The 15,771-nt window shown below is 73.7% G+C and carries 14 protein-coding genes; 7 read left to right on the top strand and 7 right to left on the bottom strand.

The annotated features are described in order from the left end of the window. Positions 1–24: 24 nt before the first annotated feature. The 5 genes from FHU28_RS25870 to FHU28_RS25850 all read right to left on the bottom strand — a co-directional run bounded on the left by FHU28_RS25870 (position 25) and on the right by FHU28_RS25850 (position 6,965). Positions 25–1,776, bottom strand: coding sequence for a putative bifunctional diguanylate cyclase/phosphodiesterase (locus tag FHU28_RS25870; RefSeq protein WP_184686970.1), 1,752 nt, complete (start codon positions 1,774–1,776; stop codon positions 25–27). Continuing rightward, positions 1,769–2,581: an SAM-dependent methyltransferase gene (locus FHU28_RS25865; RefSeq protein WP_184686969.1), complete on the bottom strand. Its 813-nt coding sequence runs from the start codon at positions 2,579–2,581 to the stop codon at positions 1,769–1,771. Before FHU28_RS25865 ends, FHU28_RS25870 begins: the two co-directional genes overlap by 8 nt. A 196-nt stretch (positions 2,582–2,777) precedes the next feature. Beyond that, positions 2,778–3,446, bottom strand: a complete 669-nt coding sequence (locus FHU28_RS25860) for a response regulator transcription factor (protein WP_013287678.1) — start codon at positions 3,444–3,446, stop codon at positions 2,778–2,780. Positions 3,447–3,453: 7 nt separating this feature from the next. Further along, entirely contained in the window at positions 3,454–5,148 is a 1,695-nt protein-coding gene (locus tag FHU28_RS25855) for a sensor histidine kinase (RefSeq protein WP_184686968.1), read from the bottom strand. A gap of 14 nt (positions 5,149–5,162) precedes the next feature. Then, positions 5,163–6,965 (bottom strand): AMP-dependent synthetase/ligase, encoded by a 1,803-nt coding sequence (locus FHU28_RS25850; RefSeq protein WP_184686967.1) that lies wholly within the window; start codon positions 6,963–6,965, stop codon positions 5,163–5,165. Positions 6,966–7,130: 165 nt separating this feature from the next. On the opposite strand from FHU28_RS25850, the gene FHU28_RS25845 reads away from it, so the two are divergent. From FHU28_RS25845 to FHU28_RS25820, 6 genes are all read left to right on the top strand, one after another. Then, positions 7,131–7,607 carry an SRPBCC family protein gene (locus FHU28_RS25845; RefSeq protein ID WP_184686966.1) on the top strand — a complete coding sequence of 159 codons (477 nt, stop codon included), beginning with the start codon at positions 7,131–7,133 and terminating at the stop codon, positions 7,605–7,607. A gap of 21 nt (positions 7,608–7,628) precedes the next feature. Beyond that, positions 7,629–8,261 (top strand): hypothetical protein, encoded by a 633-nt coding sequence (locus tag FHU28_RS25840; RefSeq protein ID WP_184686965.1) that lies wholly within the window; start codon positions 7,629–7,631, stop codon positions 8,259–8,261. A 64-nt stretch (positions 8,262–8,325) separates the two neighbouring features. After that, a complete protein-coding gene (locus FHU28_RS25835) occupies positions 8,326–9,282 on the top strand; it encodes an ROK family glucokinase (protein ID WP_184686964.1) in 957 nt (318 codons plus the stop codon). A gap of 1 nt (position 9,283) precedes the next feature. Beyond that, complete coding sequence (locus FHU28_RS25830) at positions 9,284–9,982, top strand: endonuclease/exonuclease/phosphatase family protein (protein WP_184686963.1); 699 nt, start codon at positions 9,284–9,286, stop codon at positions 9,980–9,982. A gap of 56 nt (positions 9,983–10,038) precedes the next feature. Continuing rightward, the gene (locus tag FHU28_RS25825) at positions 10,039–11,445 is read left to right on the top strand and encodes a flavin-containing monooxygenase (RefSeq protein ID WP_184686962.1); all 1,407 of its coding nucleotides are present in this window, start codon (positions 10,039–10,041) and stop codon (positions 11,443–11,445) included. A gap of 188 nt (positions 11,446–11,633) precedes the next feature. After that, complete coding sequence (locus FHU28_RS25820) at positions 11,634–12,443, top strand: alpha/beta hydrolase (protein ID WP_184689912.1); 810 nt, start codon at positions 11,634–11,636, stop codon at positions 12,441–12,443. Positions 12,444–12,459: 16 nt separating this feature from the next. On the opposite strand, the gene FHU28_RS25815 is transcribed toward FHU28_RS25820, so the two are convergent. Beyond that, a complete protein-coding gene (locus tag FHU28_RS25815) occupies positions 12,460–13,878 on the bottom strand; it encodes an alpha,alpha-trehalose-phosphate synthase (UDP-forming) (RefSeq protein WP_184686961.1) in 1,419 nt (472 codons plus the stop codon). 171 nt (positions 13,879–14,049) lie between these two features. Next, entirely contained in the window at positions 14,050–14,889 is an 840-nt protein-coding gene (locus FHU28_RS25810) for a DUF308 domain-containing protein (protein WP_184686960.1), read from the bottom strand. 185 nt (positions 14,890–15,074) lie between these two features. Here FHU28_RS25810 and FHU28_RS25805 point away from each other — a divergent pair, with 185 nt between their 5' ends. Then, on the top strand, positions 15,075–15,770 hold the full coding sequence (locus FHU28_RS25805; RefSeq protein WP_184686959.1) for a lysophospholipid acyltransferase family protein: 696 nt from the start codon (positions 15,075–15,077) through the stop codon (positions 15,768–15,770). The last annotated feature ends 1 nt before the right edge of the window (position 15,771 follow it).

The raw sequence follows: 15,771 nt of genomic DNA, 5'->3' as shown, positions 1-15,771 counted from the left end.
CTCCGGCCCGGCGGCCGGTCCGCCTCAGGAGACGGCTTCGACGTGCACGGGCACCCGGCCCAGGTGCGGCGCGGCCGGGCCGGGGCGGCCGAAGTGCCAGCCCTGCCCGGCGTCGCAGCCGATCGCGCGCAGCCGGTCCGCCTGGTCGGCCGTCTCCACGCCCTCGGCGGTGACGGTCAGGTCCAGCGCGTGCGCCAGCGAGACGAGCGAGGCGAGGATCCGCTCGTCGGTGCCGCTGTCCGGCGCGCGCAGGCCGGTGACGAACTCGCCGGCCACCTTCAGCTCGTCGACCGGCAGGTCCCGCAGGTACGCGAGGTTGCAGTAGCCGGTGCCGAAGTCGTCGATGGCGACCCGGACGCCCAGGTCGCCGAGCACCCGCAGCGCCCGCACCGGCTCGACCACGGTGCTCATCATGGTGCTCTCGGTGATCTCCAGTTGCAGCCGGCGCGGCGGCAGGCCGGTGCGGCCGAGCACGCCGCGTACCTCGGGCACCAGGTCGGCCCGGTGCAACTGGCGTACGGCGAGGTTGACGCTGACGAACGGCGCGTCGCCGTCGACCGCCGGCCAGGTGCCCGCCTCGCGGCACGCCTCGGCCAGCACCCAGCTGCCGAGCGGGACGATCAGCCCGGTCTCCTCGGCCAGCGGGATGAAGCTGTCCGGCCGCAGCACACCCAGCTCGGGGTGGCGCCAGCGCACCAGCGCCTCCATGCCGAGCACCCGCCCGTCGCGCAGGGACGTCAGCGGCTGGTAGTCGAGGTAGAACTCGCCCCGGTCCAGCGCGGCCGGGATCGCCGCGGACAGCGCGTACCGGGCCAGGTCGCGGCGGTTGCGGTCGGCGTCGAACAGCGACCAGCGGGCCCCGCCCGCGGCCTTGGCCCAGTGCAGCGTGCTGTCGGCCGCGCGCATCAGCTCCATCGGGGAGGTGCCCGCGACCGGGCGTTCCACGATGCCGATGCTCGCCGAGACGGTCAGCTCGTGGCCGTCGACGAGCGCCGGCTCGCCAACCGCTGCGAGCGCCGCCTCGGCGACCTTCACCGCGTCGTCGGTGCCGGTCGTGCGCTCGATCAGGATCACGAACTCGTCGCCACCGAGCCGGGCCACCAGATGCTCGCCGAGCGCCTCGTGCAGCCGCTGTGCCACCGCCACCAGCAACGAGTCGCCGACCTGGTGGCCGAGGGAGTCGTTGACGATCTTGAACCGGTCCAGGTCGAGGAAGCAGACGCCGACCCGGTCGGCGCCCCGGGTGATCGCGGCGGCCAGCCGCTCGGTGAACAGCGTGCGGTTGGGCAGGCCGGTGAGCGGGTCGTGGGTGGCCTGGTGCCGGAACCGGGCCTCGCTGTCGCGCAGCGCCCGTTCCGCGTGCGCCCGGGCGATCATGGCGGCGCGGCGGATGGACTCCTGCTCGTCGAGCGTGCGGTCGCGCAGCGCGCGGGCGTAGCCGGTGGCGACGGTGGCGAGCAGCCGCGCCATCCGGTCCTCGACGTCGTCGACGACCAGGTCGAGGTCGCGGACCAGGCGCAGCTGGATCACCTCGACGGTGCGGCCCAGCCCTTCGGCGGAGGCGATGTGCGCCTGCACCAGTTCCGCGCCGACCTGCTGGCCGATCCGCATGTCGAACGGCTCGGCCCGCAGCGCCTGGGCCAGCCGTTCGGTGAGCCGCTGCAACATCTCCTCCAGCTGCGTCTGCGCCATCGGCAGGTAGCTGGTCCCGGAGACGGCCTTCGCCCAGGCCCGGGCGAACACGCCGGGCCGGCAGCGGGTCGCGTCGTCACCCACCGAGCCGCCCGACGCCGCCCATGAAGACCGCCCGCTCGGCGTTCTCGGCCTGGTCGGGGGAGTCCGGCCGCCACTGCGGCACCCACACCACGCCCGGGTCGACCAGCTCGAAGCCGTCGAAGAGCGCGGTCAGCTCGGCCCGGCTGCGGATCCAGAGCTGGTTGTCGGTGCGCCGGTAGACCCGCTCCGCCTCGGCCCGTTCGCCGGTGCCCGCGCGGCCGTCCTCGCTGGCCTGGGAGAGCACCAGGTGGCTGCCGGGCGCCAGCGCCGCGCGCAGCGTCCGCAGGATCTCCTCGGGGCGGTCGGTGTCCGGGATGAAGTGCAGCACCGCCACGACCATCACCGCGACCGGCTGTGTGAAGTCCAGCAGCCGGGTGACCTCCGGGTGGGCCAGGATCGCCTCCGGGTTGCGCAGGTCCTCCTGGAGCACCGTGGCGCGATCGTTGCCGGCCAGGATCTCCTGGCTGTGTGCCACCGCCACCGGGTCCACGTCGACGTAGACGACGCGCGACTCCGGGTCGATGCCCTGGGCGATCTCGTGGACGTTGCCGACGGTGGGGATGCCGGAGCCGATGTCCAGGAACTGGCGGACGCCGGTCCCGGCGAGGTACTGCACCGCCCGGCGCAGGAACGCGCGGTTGGCCTGGGCCATCAGCGGGGCCTCCGGCACCGCCTCCACCATCGCCCGGGCGGCGGCCCGGTCGGCGGCGAAGTTGTGCGAGCCGCCGAGGTAGTAGTCGTACATGCGGGCGACGCTGGGGCGTTCGATGTCGATCGTCTCGGGTGCCCAGTCCGGCCGCTGCATGTCCTGCCCCTCGGGTGTCGACGACGCGCGGCCGTCACCGCCGCGCGGATCACCCGCGTATTCTGCCCCTCCGCCGTCGTGGTGCAAAGACCGTCGTCGCTATGCGTCCGGCCGTTCACCGTGCGCGGTCAGCCGCACCCGTGACGCCGAAGAGGCCCGCGTCCGTGGCGGACGGGGCCTCTTCCGGCGGTGTGCCTCAGAACTTGGGCGCGTCCGGGGCCTCGAGCAGGCCCAGCCGCAGCGCGGTCATCAGCGCCTGGGCCCGGTTGGCCGCGCCCAGCTTCTCGTAGAGCTTGGAGATGTGGGTCTTGGCGGTCGACTCGCTGACGAACAGCTGCTTGGCGATGCCGGCCACGCTCATGCCGTCGGCGAGCAGCCGCAGCACCTGGCCCTCGCGGGGGGACAGCTGCGGGCCGGACGGCGCCAGCCGGCGCTTCATCGCCTCGGCCAGGTCGGCGGCGGTGAACGCGCTGGGGGAGGAGGCGGCGTGCCGGGCCGCGGCGACCACCTCGTCGGCCGGCGCGGTCTTCGGCACGAACGCGCTCGCGCCGGCCTCCAGGGCACCGAAGAGCTGGTCGTCGCCGGCGTACATGGTCAGCACGACGATGCCCATCGACGCGCTGGACTTGCGCAGGGCGCGGGTGGCCTCCAGGCCGCTGCCGTCGGGCAGGCGAAGGTCCATGATCACCACGTCGGGCTGGAGCGCGCCGGCCTGGCGCACGCCCTCCGCGGCGGTGGCGGCCTCGCCCACGACCTCGAACTGGCGGTCACGCTCGAAGGCGTGCCGCAGGCCCTTGCGGATGAGGTCGTGGTCGTCGACTAGGAGAACCTTGGTACGGGTGGCCGGTGTCGGACTGCTGGTCATCCTCGGGTTACTCCCCTTCTGCTGCTGCGGCGCTGCCGCGCACCTTATCGCGCCGGGGCGACGAGCCGAGCACCACGGCCACTGTCGTCCCACTGGGTTGACGTGGCCTGATCTCCAACCGGCCTCGGATACGTTCCGCCCTCTCCGCCATGATCGCAAGGCCATAGTGCCCGTCCGGGCGCTGGTCACCGATGCCGTGACCGTCATCCGACACTTCAATTCGGGTGTACGGGGGATCCACCTCGCACGTGACCCAGAGGTTCGAGGCGCCGGCGTGCTTGCGGGCGTTCGTCACCGCCTCCTGCGCGATGCGCAGCAACTCGGCCTCGGTCGCGGCCGGCAGCCGCGCGGTGGACTCGTCGAGCGACAGGTGCACCCGCAGGCCGCCGGAGGCGCCGACGGTACGGGCGTACTCGGCGATGGCGGCGGCCAGGCCACCGTGCCGGTCCACCTCGCTGCGCAGCTCGAACAGGCTCAGCCGCAGCTCGGTGATCACCCGGGTCACCTCCTGGCGCAGCGTGCGCAGCGAGTCGGCGGTCTCCTCCGCGTCCTCGTGCACGGTGGCCAGGGCGTTGTCGATGCCGTACCCGACCATGACCAGCTCCTGGGCGACCCCGTCGTGGATCTCCCGGGCCAGCCGCTGCCGCTCCTCGTTCGTCGCCAGCGAGCGCACCTCGTCGAAGAGCAGCGCCGCCTCCAGCCGCAGCGCCGCCGGGCCGGTCAGCGCCGTCACCCGGGACACCACAGGCGGCGGGTACGCGGCAGCGGTGTCCGCCTCGATCACCACCAGGCCGACCGTGCGCACGCCGGCCACCAGCGGCACGATCAGCGCGGAGACCTCCCCGGAGCGCCGGGAGCGGCCCTGCGAGCGGGACGAGACGGTCGGCTGCTGGCTGGCCCAGGCGTCGGCGATGGCCGAGTCGGCGTCGAGCGTGGTCTCCCAGTCGACCCGGTCCGCGCCGATCTGGGCCAGCACGACCAGCCGGCCGCCGCCGCTGGCGGAGAGCACCGCGCCCCGGTCGGTCTTCGCCACCACCCGCAGCTCCTCCAGCAGGTGCTCGGAGATGCCGCCCGGGTCCAGCGTGGCGCCGGGCAGCTGCCGGGCGACCGTACGCAGCTGGGTGAGCAGCCGGGTCGCCTCGGCGTACGGCTGGGGTTTGCCCTCGCCGCGGACCCGCATCACGCGCTGGAGCGTGCCGGCGGTGTAGAGGCCGAGACCGGCCAGGATCAGCCACTGGGCGCAGACCGCCAGGTAGCCGACCTGACCGAGCTGCGCGCCACCGTCGACCTGGGTGAACGCGGCGCTGGCCACGAGCGTCGCCGCCGCCACCACGAGCAGCGCGGCGCCCTCGCGGAAGCGGCGGCTCAGCGCGGTCACGGTGACCGGCACGGCGAGGTACGGCAGCACCGCCGAGGCGCCCACCCCGCCGGTGACACCGGTGAGATGGGTGTCGGCGGCGACCTGGCTGGCGGCCAGCCCGAGCACCACCACCTCGGCGAACCGGCTGATCGAGGTGAGCAGCCGGTGCTGCGGGGCGAGCACGGCGGGCAGCCCCGCGACGCCCAGCAGGGCGATCCACCAGAGCTGGGCGGCGTCGCGGGTGGCGAACAGGGTCAGGGCGGCGACCAGCGCGAGGAGAACCGCGCGGGCCGCGACCGCGAGGGGCTGCGTCTGCGGCTGGCCGGATGTGGAGGCGGGCACGTGACGGATCGTAGTCAGCGTTGGTAGATCTCGGCGATCTCCGAGGCGTACGTCTTGTGCACGACCTGCCGCTTGACCTTCAGCGACGGGGTCAGCTCACCTGTGGTCTCGGTGAAGTCCTGCGGCAGGATCCGGAACACCTTGATCGCCTCGGCCTTGGAGACCGCCTGGTTGGCCTGGTCGATCGCGCCCTGCACCTCGGCGCGCAGCGCCGCGTCCTCGCGCAGCTCGGCGATGCTCGTGGTCTCCGGGCGGCCCTGCGCGGCCAGCCACTTCGGCAGCGCCTCCTCGTCGATGGTGACGAGCGCGGCGATGAACGGCTGCCGGTCGCCGACCACCACGCACTGGCTGATCAGCGGGTGCGCCCGGACCTGGTCCTCCAGCACCGCCGGGGCGACGTTCTTGCCGCCGGCGGTCACGATGATCTCCTTCTTGCGGCCGGTGATGCTCAGGTAGCCGTCGTCGTCGAGGTGCCCGAGGTCGCCGGTGCGGAACCAGCCGTCGGCGCTGATCGCCTCGTCGGTGGCCGCCTCGTTGTGCCAGTAGCCCTGGAAGACGATGTCGCCGGCGATGAGGACCTCGCCGTCGTCGTCGATGCGGATGGTGACGCCGGGCAGGGGGCGGCCGACGGTGCCGATCCGGGTGCCGGTGGGCAGGTTGGCGGCGGCGGCCGGGGAGGTCTCGGTCAGGCCGTACCCCTCGCAGATGGTCACCCCGACGCCGCGGAAGAAGTGCCCGAGCCGCGCGCCCAGCGGCGCGCCGCCGGAGATGGCGTCGCGGCACCGGCCGCCCATCGCCGCCCGCAGCTTGCGGTAGACCAGCTTGTCGAAGAGGGTGTGCTGCGCGCGCAGCGCCAGGCCCGGACCGCCCGGCAGCTCCTGCGCCTCGCTCCAGGCGATGGCGACCTTCTCCGCCCGGTCGAAGATCTTGCCCTTGCCCTCGGCCTCGGCCTTCTGCCGCGCGCCGTTGTAGACCTTCTCGAAGACCCGGGGTACGGAGAGCACGAACGTGGGCCGGAAGTCCTGCAGCTCGGCGACCAGGTTCGTGGTGTCCGCGCAGTGCGCCATGGTGGCCCGGGCGTGCACCACGCCGACCTGGATGAGCCGGGCGAAGGCGTGCGCGAGCGGCAGGAACAGCAGCGTCGAGGCGCCCGGGCGGAACAGGTTCGGCAGCACCGGCACCGCGTTGGCGATGTCGGTGTAGATGTTGCGGTGCGTCAGCACGCAGCCCTTCGGCCGGCCGGTGGTGCCGCTGGTGTAGATGATCGTGGCGACGTCGCCGGCCTTGAGCATGGAGCGGCGCGTGTCGACCTCGGCCGGGTCCACCGCCTCGCCGGCGGCGACCAGCTCGTCCACCACGCCCAGGTCGATCTGCCAGACCTCGCGCAGCTCGGGCAGCCGGTCCCGGACACCGGCGACCAGGGTGGCGTGCGCGGTGCTCTCCACCACCACGGCGACGGCGCCGGAGTCGCCGAGGATCCAGGCGGCCTGCTCGGCGCTGGAGGTCTCGTAGATCGGCACGGTGACCGCGCCGGCGGCCCAGATCGCGTAGTCGAACAGGGTCCACTCGTAGCGGGTGCGGCTCATCAGGCCGACCCGGTCGCCGGGGGAGACGCCGGCCGCGATCAGGCCCCGGGCCACCGCGACCACCTCGTCGCGGAACTGCCGGCAGGTCACCTCCTCGCGCGCCGCCGTCCCCGCGCCGGGACGGACGAACTGCACGGTGTCCGGGGCGACCTCGGCGTTTTCCCAGACCGGGTCGGTCAGGTTGGCCGAGTCGCCGACGGTGACGATCGGCGGGACGGAGAACTCGCGCACCTGCACTCCCTCGTGCTCTACCGGCGGGGGCCGGCCTGGTCAGCTCTGTCGAAACCTACCCGCACACCCCGGGGGGTCGGCCAGGGAGGTTGCCTGACCGGCTGGTGGGACGCCGTCGGCGGGTGGAGCGGCGCCGGCCGGGACGCGGCCGGGTAGCCTCCCCCCATGGCGGACTCCTCCACCCAGTCGATCATCATCGGCGCGTCACCGGATCGGGTGGCGGCCGTCATCTGCGACTTCCCCAGTTACCCCGAGTGGACCGAGGCGGTCCGCGAGGCCGAGGTGATCGAGGAGTACGAGGACGGCTACGCCAGTCAGGTCCGGTTCACGCTCGACGCGGGCGTGCTGGCCGACGAGTACGTGCTGGCCTACGAGTACGCCGAGGACATCTCCCGGATCGAGTGGCACCTGGTCGCCCCGTCGAAGATGCAGCGGTCCCAGCGCGGGTCGTACGACCTGGTGGGCAACCCGGACGGGACGACCACGGTGACCTACACCCTGGAGGTGGAGCTGTCCGTGGCGATGCTCGGCATGTTCCGCCGCAAGGCCGAGAAAATGATCATGGATACGGCGTTGAAGCAGCTCAAGCGCCGGGTAGAAGCACCCGGTGCGGCGCAGGAGACCCGACCGTCGTCCCGGTAGTCACGCTGGAGGAGCCGAACCATGGGCACCACTGATCCGGGTTCGGCCCGGGAAGAGGCCGAGCGCCTCGTCGCCACACTGCTGGCCACCGCGAAGCTGGCCGCCGCCACGCCGGGCTCCGGCCCCTGGGGTCCGCTCGGTGGGATCCTCTCCGGTGTCCTCGGTCACACCGGCTCGGACACCGGTTCCGGTCCGCGGGCGTCCGGCCCCGCCGGTTTCGCCACCGGCTCCCCGGAATGCTGTGTCTGCCCCGTCTGTCGCGGTATCGCCGCGTTGCGTGACCCGAGTCCCGAGTTCGCCGAGCGGCTCGCCACCGGCGCCGGGGACCTTGCGGCCGGTGTCGCCAGCATGCTCCGCGCGTTCACCCCGGCCGAGCCGGAGCAGCCGGCCGACACCGGCGGCGCCGCGCCGGGCGGATCGGGGGACCACGTGTGGCGCGAGGCGACCCGTACCGGGCATGATTCTCAGCCGGCACCCGAGCAGGACGTGTGGTCCGCCGCCACCCGGGGGGAGGGCGCGGCCGATGCGGGTGCCGCCGACGCCGCCGGGCCGCAGGAACCGGCGACGAGCCGGCCACCGGCCGGCCGTCCCGTGGTGCCCGCCTCGCGGGCGTCCGGCGAGGTGGGCGCGGACGCACCAGGCGACGGGGCCTGACCACCGGACATCCCGGGACCGTACGGCCGGTTCGGCCGGTTCCCGGGCAGCACAGCAGAGGGGAGTGGCAGCGGTGACGCTGACCATCGGAGTCGACGTCGGTGGCACGAAGGTGGCCGGCGGTGTCGTGGACGACGCCGGCGCGGTACTCGTGCAGACGCGACGGGACACCCCCGCCGACGACGTGGCCAAGACCCGCGACGTCATCATCGAGGTCGTCACCGAGCTGGCCGCCGGTCACGCCGTCGAGGCGGTCGGCATCGGCGCCGCCGGCTGGATCGACGCCTCCCGCTCCACCGTGCTGTTCGCCCCGAACCTGGCCTGGCGGGACGAGCCGCTGCGCACGTACGTCGGGGACGCCACCGGCCTGCCGGTGATCGTGGAGAACGACGGGAACGTGGCCGCCTGGGCGGAGTTCCGCTACGGCGCGGCCCGCGACGCCGACGACTCGATGGTCATGTTCACCATCGGCACCGGCGTCGGCGGCGGCATCGTGCTCGGCGGCGACCTGGTCCGCGGCGCCAACGGCATCGCCGCCGAGCTGGGGCACATGCTCACCGTGCCGGACGGCCACCAGTGCGGCTGCGGCCGGCTGGGCTGCATCGAGCAGTACGCCAGCGGCAGCGCCCTGGTCCGCTTCGCCCGCGCCGCCGCCCGGCAGGAGCCGCACCGGGCCGCAGCGCTGCTGGAGCTGGCCGACGGCGAGGCCGAGTTGATCACCGGCCCGATGGTGACCGCCGCGGCCAAGGGCGGCGACCCGGTCTCCACCGAGGCGTTCGCCCAGGTCGGCCGCTGGCTCGGCACCAGCCTCGCCGACATGGCGCAGATCCTCGACCCGCAGGTGCTCGTGGTGGGCGGCGGCGTGATCGACGCCGGTGACCTGCTGCTCGGCCCGACCCGCCGGTCGTTCGCCGAGGCGCTGGCCCAGCGCAGCCGCCTGCCCGTCGCCGAGGTACGCCCGGCCGAGCTCGGCAACACCGCCGGCGTGATCGGCGCCGCCGACCTGGCCCGGCGGATCTGACATGACGGACTCGGGTGTGCCGCTGCGGGTGGTGTCGTACAACGTCCACGGACAGCGGGACGACACCGCCGCGCTGGCCGAGGTGGTCCGGGGCGCGGACCCGGACGTGGTGATCGTCCAGGAGGGACCGCGCCGGTTCCGGTGGCGGCAGAAGTGCGCCGCGCTCGCCGAGTCGTTCGGCATGGTGGTGGCGGCCGGTGGCCTGCCGTCGCTGGGCAACGTGCTGCTGACCAGCCTGCGGGTGCGGGTCACCGACACCAGCTGCCAGCGGTATCCGCTGACGCCGGGTCGGCACATGCGCGGCGCCGCGTACGCGCGGTGCCGGGTCGGCGGTGTCGACCTGCTGCTGGCCGGCTCGCACCTGTCCACCGACCCGGCCGAGCGGCCGGCGCAGGCGGCGGCGTTCAAGCGGGAGCTGGCCGCGTCCACGCTGCCCGTGGTGGCCGGCGCGGACCTCAACGAGGGCCCGGACGGGCCGGCCTGGCAGACGGTCGCCGAAGGGCTCACCGACGCGGCGCTGGCCGCCGACCGGGCCGACCGGCACACGTTCTCCTGCGCCGACCCGCGCCGCCGCATCGACGCGCTCTTCGTCGACCCCCGGATCACCGTGGTCGACTACGACGTGGTGGACACGCCGCTGACCCGCCGCGCCAGCGACCACTTCCCGGTGCTGGTCGACCTGCTGCTGCCGACCGCCTGACCGTCCCCGGAAATCGGTGGCTGGACAACGGCTGGCATTCTCGGCAGGATTTCGCGGTGTCCTCCTCCACCGAGCTCGGCCACCCCGATCCGGACCAGACGGCCGTACCGAGCCGTGCCGAACGCCCGGTCTCCGACCGGGGTGACACGGTCTGCGTCATCGGCGCCGGCGCCAGCGGCCTGACCGCCGTCAAGAACCTCCGCGAGGCCGGCTTCGGCGTGGACTGCTACGAGCGGGAGACAGGCGTCGGCGGCGCCTGGAACTGGCGGCACGACCGCAGTCCGGTGTACGCCAGCACGCACCTGATCTCGTCCCGGCCGTTCACCCAGTTCCCCGACTTCCCGATGCCTGACGACTGGCCGGACTACCCGCACCACAGCCAGCTCCTGTCCTACTTCGAGCGGTACGCCGACCACTTCGACCTGCGCCAGCACGTCTGGTTCGGCACCGAGGTGGTACGGGTCGAGCCGGTCGAGGGGGACCGGTGGGACGTCACCACGCGCAGCACCGGCGGCTACGGTCCCGAGCGCACCTCCCGGTACGCCGCGGTGGTGCTCGCCAACGGGCACAACTGGTCGCCGAAGCTGCCCCGCTACGAAGGGCTGGAGCAGTTCCGCGGCGAGGTCATGCACGCCTCGTCCTACAAGGACCCGGCGCAGTTGCGCGGCAAGCGGGTGCTGGTGGTGGGTGCGGGCAACACCGGCTGCGACATCGCTGTCGAGGCGGCCCAGCAGGCGTCGCACTGCTGGCACTCCACCCGGCGCGGCTACTGGTACGCCCCGAAGTACGTCCTCGGCCGCCCCGCCGACCAGGTGAACGACACGCTGCTGGCGCTGCGGGTGCCGCTGCGGGTACGGCAGTGGCTCTACCACTGGACGCTGCGGCTGACCGTCGGCGACCTGACCCGGTTCGGCATGCCCAAGCCGGACCACCGCGTCTACGAGACGCACCCGATCGCCAACAGCCAGCTCGTCTACTACGTCGGGCACGGCGAGGTCACGCCGGTGCCGGACGTGGCCCGGTTCGACGACCGCGCGGTGGAGCTGACCGACGGCCGGCGCATCGACCCCGAGCTCGTCGTCTTCGCCACCGGATACCTGCCGCGCTTCGAGTTCCTCAAGGGACAGGTGCTCGGCGACGAGGACGACTCCGGGCGGCCCCGGCTGTGGCTCAACGCGTTCACCGCCGGGCATCCCACGCTCGCCGTGGTCGGCCTGGTGCAGCCGGACTCCGGCATCTTCCCCATCTCGCACTGGCAGAGCGTGCTGTTCGCCCGGCTGCTCACGCTGCGCGCCACCCGGCCGGAGCGGGCCGCCGCGTTCGACCGCAAGGTCCGCGCGGGCCTCGGCGAGCGGTACTCGGCCAAGGTCAAGGACAGCACCCGGCACTGGTTCGAGGTCGGGCACGCCGACTACCTGCGCGCGCTCCAGCGGGCGCTGCACGAGCTGGAGGGCACACGGTGAGGGCGAGGAACGCAGCGCAGCGGAGTCCCGCAGTCGCGAACGAAAGGCAGGCCCGGTGAGGGCGAGGAACGCAGCGCAGCGGAGTCCCGCAGTCGCGAACGAAAGGCAGGCCCGGTGAGGGCGAGGAACGCAGCGCAGCGGAGTCCCGCAGTCGCGAACGAAGGGCAGGCACGGTGACGACTGAGCGGATGCGGGTGGTCCGGTCCTGGGAGTGGGCCCGGCCGGAGCGGCCCGCCCGCCGCGAGGTCCTCGCCGCGGTGCCGGAGCGGGAGGAGGCGAAGCCGCCGCTGCTGTTCGTGCCCGGGTTCGGCCACGGCGCGTGGGCGTTCGCCGAGCACTGGCTGGGGCACGCCGCCGGTCGCGGCTTCCCGGCGTACGCGCTGAGCCTGCGCGGGCACGGCGGCAGCGAGCCGGCGCCGGAGGCGACGCTGCGCTCGTACACCCATGACGTGACGCAGGTGGCGGCGAGCCTGCCGCGGCAGGCGGTGCTGGTGGGGCACGGCGCCGGCGCCCGGGTCGTGGCGCACGCGCTGGCCCGCTATCCGGCGCGGGCGGCGGTGCTGGTGGCGCCGGTGCTCGGCGGCTGGGCGACGTTCGGCACGGCGTTGCGGCGCAATCCGGCCGGGACCGTGCCGGCGGTCTTCGGCGCCGGGCTGCGGCTCAACCGGCGGCAGCTGTTCAGCCGGGAGCTGCCCGACGCCGACGCCCGGCGGCACCTGGCCCGGCTGGGCCGGGCCGGTCGGCGGGCGCAGTGGCAGCTGCTGACCGGCCGGGGTCCGGAGCCGGCGGTGGGCCGGCCGCCGGTGCTGGTGCTCGGCAGCCCGGACGACCGGGTGGTGCCGGCGTCCGCGCTGGTCCGGGCCGCCCAGCGGTACGCCTCCGCGCCGCTGCTCTTCCCCGGCATGGGGCACGACCTGATGCTCGACGCCCGCTGGCGGGAGCCGATCGACGCGATCCTGGACTGGCTGGACAAGGACCCGGAGTCCACGGCGGGGTGAGCGCCGGGGCGCCGGCTCAGCGGGTGGCGGCGCGGCGGCCGGCGAGCGACCCGCTCTCCTCCAGCGCGCTCAGGTAGGACGCCGCCCAGGCGTGGATGTCGTTGCGCGCCAGGTGTTCGCGCATGGCGCCCATCCGGGCCGCCACGTCCTCCGGGCCGGCGCGCAGCGCGGCCAGCAGCCCCTGCTTGAGGCCGTCGAGGTCGTGCGGGTTTACCAGGTACGCCTGCTCCAGCTCGGAGGCGGCGCCGGCGAACTCGCTGAGCAGCAGCGCGCCGGTGCCGTCGACCCGGGCCGCCACGTACTCCTTCGCCACCAGGTTCATCCCGTCGCGCAGCGGCGTCACCGCCATCACGTCCGCGACGCGGTAGAGCGCGACCAGCTCGGCCCGGTCGAACGGCTGGGAGAGGTAGTGGATCGCCGGCTCGCCGACCCGGCCGAACTCGCCGTTGATCCGCCCGACCTGGTGCTCCACCCGGTCCCGCAGGATCTGGTACTGCGCCACCCGGTCGCGGCTGGGCACCGCCACCTGGACCAGCACGGTGTCGCGGACCTTGATGTCGCCGCTGGCGAGCAGTTCGCGGTACGCCTTGAGGCGCTGCTCGATGCCCTTCGTGTAGTCCATCCGGTCGACGCTGAGGATCACCTGCTCCGGCTGGCCGAGGTCCTGCCGTAGCCGGCGGGCCCGTTCGGCGACCTCCGGGCGCGCCGCGAGCGCGGACATCTCGGCGGTGTCGATGGCGACCGGGAAGGCGCCGATGCGCACCACTCGGCCGTCCACGCCGATCCGCCGGTCGGTCGCGGGCAGGCCGAGCACCTTGGTGGCGAGCTGGGCGAAGTTGTGCGCGGCCTGGGCCCGCTGGAAGCCGATCAGGTCGGCGCCGAGCATACCGCGCAGCAGCTCGGCCCGGCGCGGCAACTGCATGAACAGCTCCGGCGGCGGGAACGGCACGTGCAGGAAGAAGCCGATGCGCAGGTCCGGGCGCAGGTCGCGGAGCAGGCCGGGCACCAGCTGGAGGTGGTAGTCCTGCACCCAGACCAGGCCGCCCGGCTCGGCCACCTCGGCTGCGGCCTCGGCGAAGCGCTGGTTGACCCGCTGGTACGCCTCCCACCACCGGCGGTGGTATTCCGGCTGCTCGACGGCGTCGTGGTACAGCGGCCAGAGGGTGGCGTTGGCGAAGCCCTCGTAGTGGTCGCGGAAGTCCTCGGCGCTCAGCGGCACGCTGTGCATGCGGACGCCGTCCACGTCCGGCAGCGCGGGCGCGGGACCGGTGCCGCCGGCCCAGCCGACCCAGGTTGCTGGCGTCTGCCGCAGCAGCGGGTGCAGGGCGCTCACCAGGCCGCCGGGGCTGCGGCGCCACTCGAAGGCGCCGTCGGGCGCCACACTGTCGTCGATGGGGAGGCGGTTCGCCACCACCACGAGAGGGCTCTGTCGCATCGGGCATTCCGCTCAGCAGGGGACCGGCGACCCGGAAGATACGCAAGCCGGACAGCCGGTGCGGGACGTGACGTTCGGCCTATTCCTACTGACTGTAAGTTACACGCTTGTTTCGCCTCGGCCCAGGGCGAGCGGCGTCCCGCCATCCGGGCGGAGCCGGTCGGCGCGGCGTCAGACGACCGCGCCGTCGTCCGGGTCGTGGTCGTCCCGGTCGCCCGGGCGCAGCCGCCAGATCAGCATCACGAAACCGGCCAGAATGCCGGAGAAGCCGAGCAGCGTGACCACCGACGGGTCGACGAGCGACACCACGGTGGGGGACAGGAACAGCAGGAAGCCGAGCACTATGCAGGCCACGCCGAGCACCGCGTACTTGGAGAAGCGGGGCAGCGGGGGCGGCGGGGGCGGGGTGTAGTGCTCCTCGTCCGACGCCTCGTCGGGCAGGTTGTTGCCGAACGTGTCCAGGCCGTCCAGCAGCGAGGGCTCGTCGTGCCGGTCCCGGCTCAGCGAGACGCCGGAGATGTCGGCCGCGTACGGCAGCCGGCGCACGTCGGTGGCGGTCGGGCCGGCCGGCTCCTCGGCGCGGCTGCCGGCGGCGGCGCCCGGCGCGGGCGGGTCGTCCACGTCCTCGGCCGCGGGCCAGGGGTGAGTGCCGGCGCTCGGCGCGGTGTGGAACCCGGCCACGATCTTCGCCCACTCGGCCTCGATGTCCGGCTCGTCGGCGCGCGGCTGGTCGCCGCCGTCCTCGTCGGCGAGCTGGGTGAGGTAGTCCCGGGCGGTGGTCAGGTGCGACCTGTCGACGTAGAGCCGGTCGACCGGGCGGGCCGGGACGGTGGTGGTGCGGGTCACCGGGTTCAGGTCGGCCGAGGGCTGGAGGTAGGCCGCGATGCCACCGGCGGCGAGCACGTCGAGCAGGTGCTCGCCGACGCGTGGATCGACGTCGCCCGCGACCGCGTACTCGGCCGCGTCGAGCCCGTTGTCCCGTCGTCCCCGACGGGGCCCGCCCCCTGACACCGGACACCCCCTTCGCCGTTCGCTGCCCGTGCCCTGAATCGTGACACGCCGGAGCCCGGTTCCGGGAGTGCGTTGTGGCGTGCCGCTCGTCGTTCGTACCCTCTTCCCGGACTCCTCCGGGCGCCGCCGGCGCCTCCGGGGCCACGCGGCGACCCGCCCGCCGCCACCGAACGGGAAGGACGCCGGTGCTGTACTGGCTGCTGAAGTACGTCGTCCTCGGCCCGCTGCTGAGGCTGATCTTCCGCCCGCAGGTCGAGGGACTGGAGCACGTGCCGGAGACCGGGCCGGTGATCCTCGCCAGCAATCACCTCTCCTTCTCGGATTCGATCTTCACCCCGCTGATCGTCAAGCGAAAAGTCACATTCATCGCCAAAGCCGAATACTTCACGGGTAGGGGCCTCAAGGGCTGGCTCACCAGGATGTTCTTCGTCGGCTCCGGCACCATCCCGGTCGACCGCTCCGGCGGCCGCGCCGCCCGGGCCGCCCTCGACACCCAGCTCTCGGTGCTGCGGGCCGGTGGCATCGCCGGCATCTACCCCGAGGGCACCCGGTCGCCGGACGGCCGGCTCTACCGGGGCAAGACCGGGGTGGCGCGGCTGGCGCTGGAGAGCGGCGCCCCGGTGGTCCCGATGGCCATGCTCAACTCCGACGCCATCCAGCCGACCGGCCAGATCATCCCCAACCTGGGCCGGGTGCGGATCCGCTTCGGGCCGCCGCTGGACTTCTCCCGCTACGCCGGGATGGCCGGCGACCGGTTCGTCGAGCGGGCGGTCACCGACGAGATCATGTACGAGCTGATGGAGTTGTCCGGCCGCGAGTACGTCGACACGTACGCCCAGAAGGCCAAGGGCGTCGCGGCACGGCAGCCGCTCCCGGCCTGAC

Origin of the sequence: Micromonospora echinospora (genome assembly GCF_014203425.1) — a bacterium.
GTDB lineage: Bacteria > Actinomycetota > Actinomycetes > Mycobacteriales > Micromonosporaceae > Micromonospora > Micromonospora echinospora_A.
The sequence above is the reverse complement of the archived record's forward strand: the minus strand, read 5'-3'. Positions and strand labels throughout refer to the sequence as shown.

Excerpts from the sequence above, each read along its gene's own strand:
- FHU28_RS25865 (WP_184686969.1), bottom strand. The coding sequence starts at position 2,581 with ATGCAGCGGCCGGACTGGGCACCCGAGACGATCGACATCGAACGCCCC.
- FHU28_RS25860 (WP_013287678.1), bottom strand. The coding sequence starts at position 3,446 with ATGACCAGCAGTCCGACACCGGCCACCCGTACCAAGGTTCTCCTAGTC.
- FHU28_RS25845 (WP_184686966.1), top strand. The coding sequence starts at position 7,131 with ATGGCGGACTCCTCCACCCAGTCGATCATCATCGGCGCGTCACCGGAT.
- FHU28_RS25840 (WP_184686965.1), top strand. The coding sequence starts at position 7,629 with ATGGGCACCACTGATCCGGGTTCGGCCCGGGAAGAGGCCGAGCGCCTC.
- FHU28_RS25830 (WP_184686963.1), top strand. The coding sequence starts at position 9,284 with ATGACGGACTCGGGTGTGCCGCTGCGGGTGGTGTCGTACAACGTCCAC.
- FHU28_RS25820 (WP_184689912.1), top strand. The coding sequence starts at position 11,634 with ATGCGGGTGGTCCGGTCCTGGGAGTGGGCCCGGCCGGAGCGGCCCGCC.
- FHU28_RS25815 (WP_184686961.1), bottom strand. The coding sequence starts at position 13,878 with ATGCGACAGAGCCCTCTCGTGGTGGTGGCGAACCGCCTCCCCATCGAC.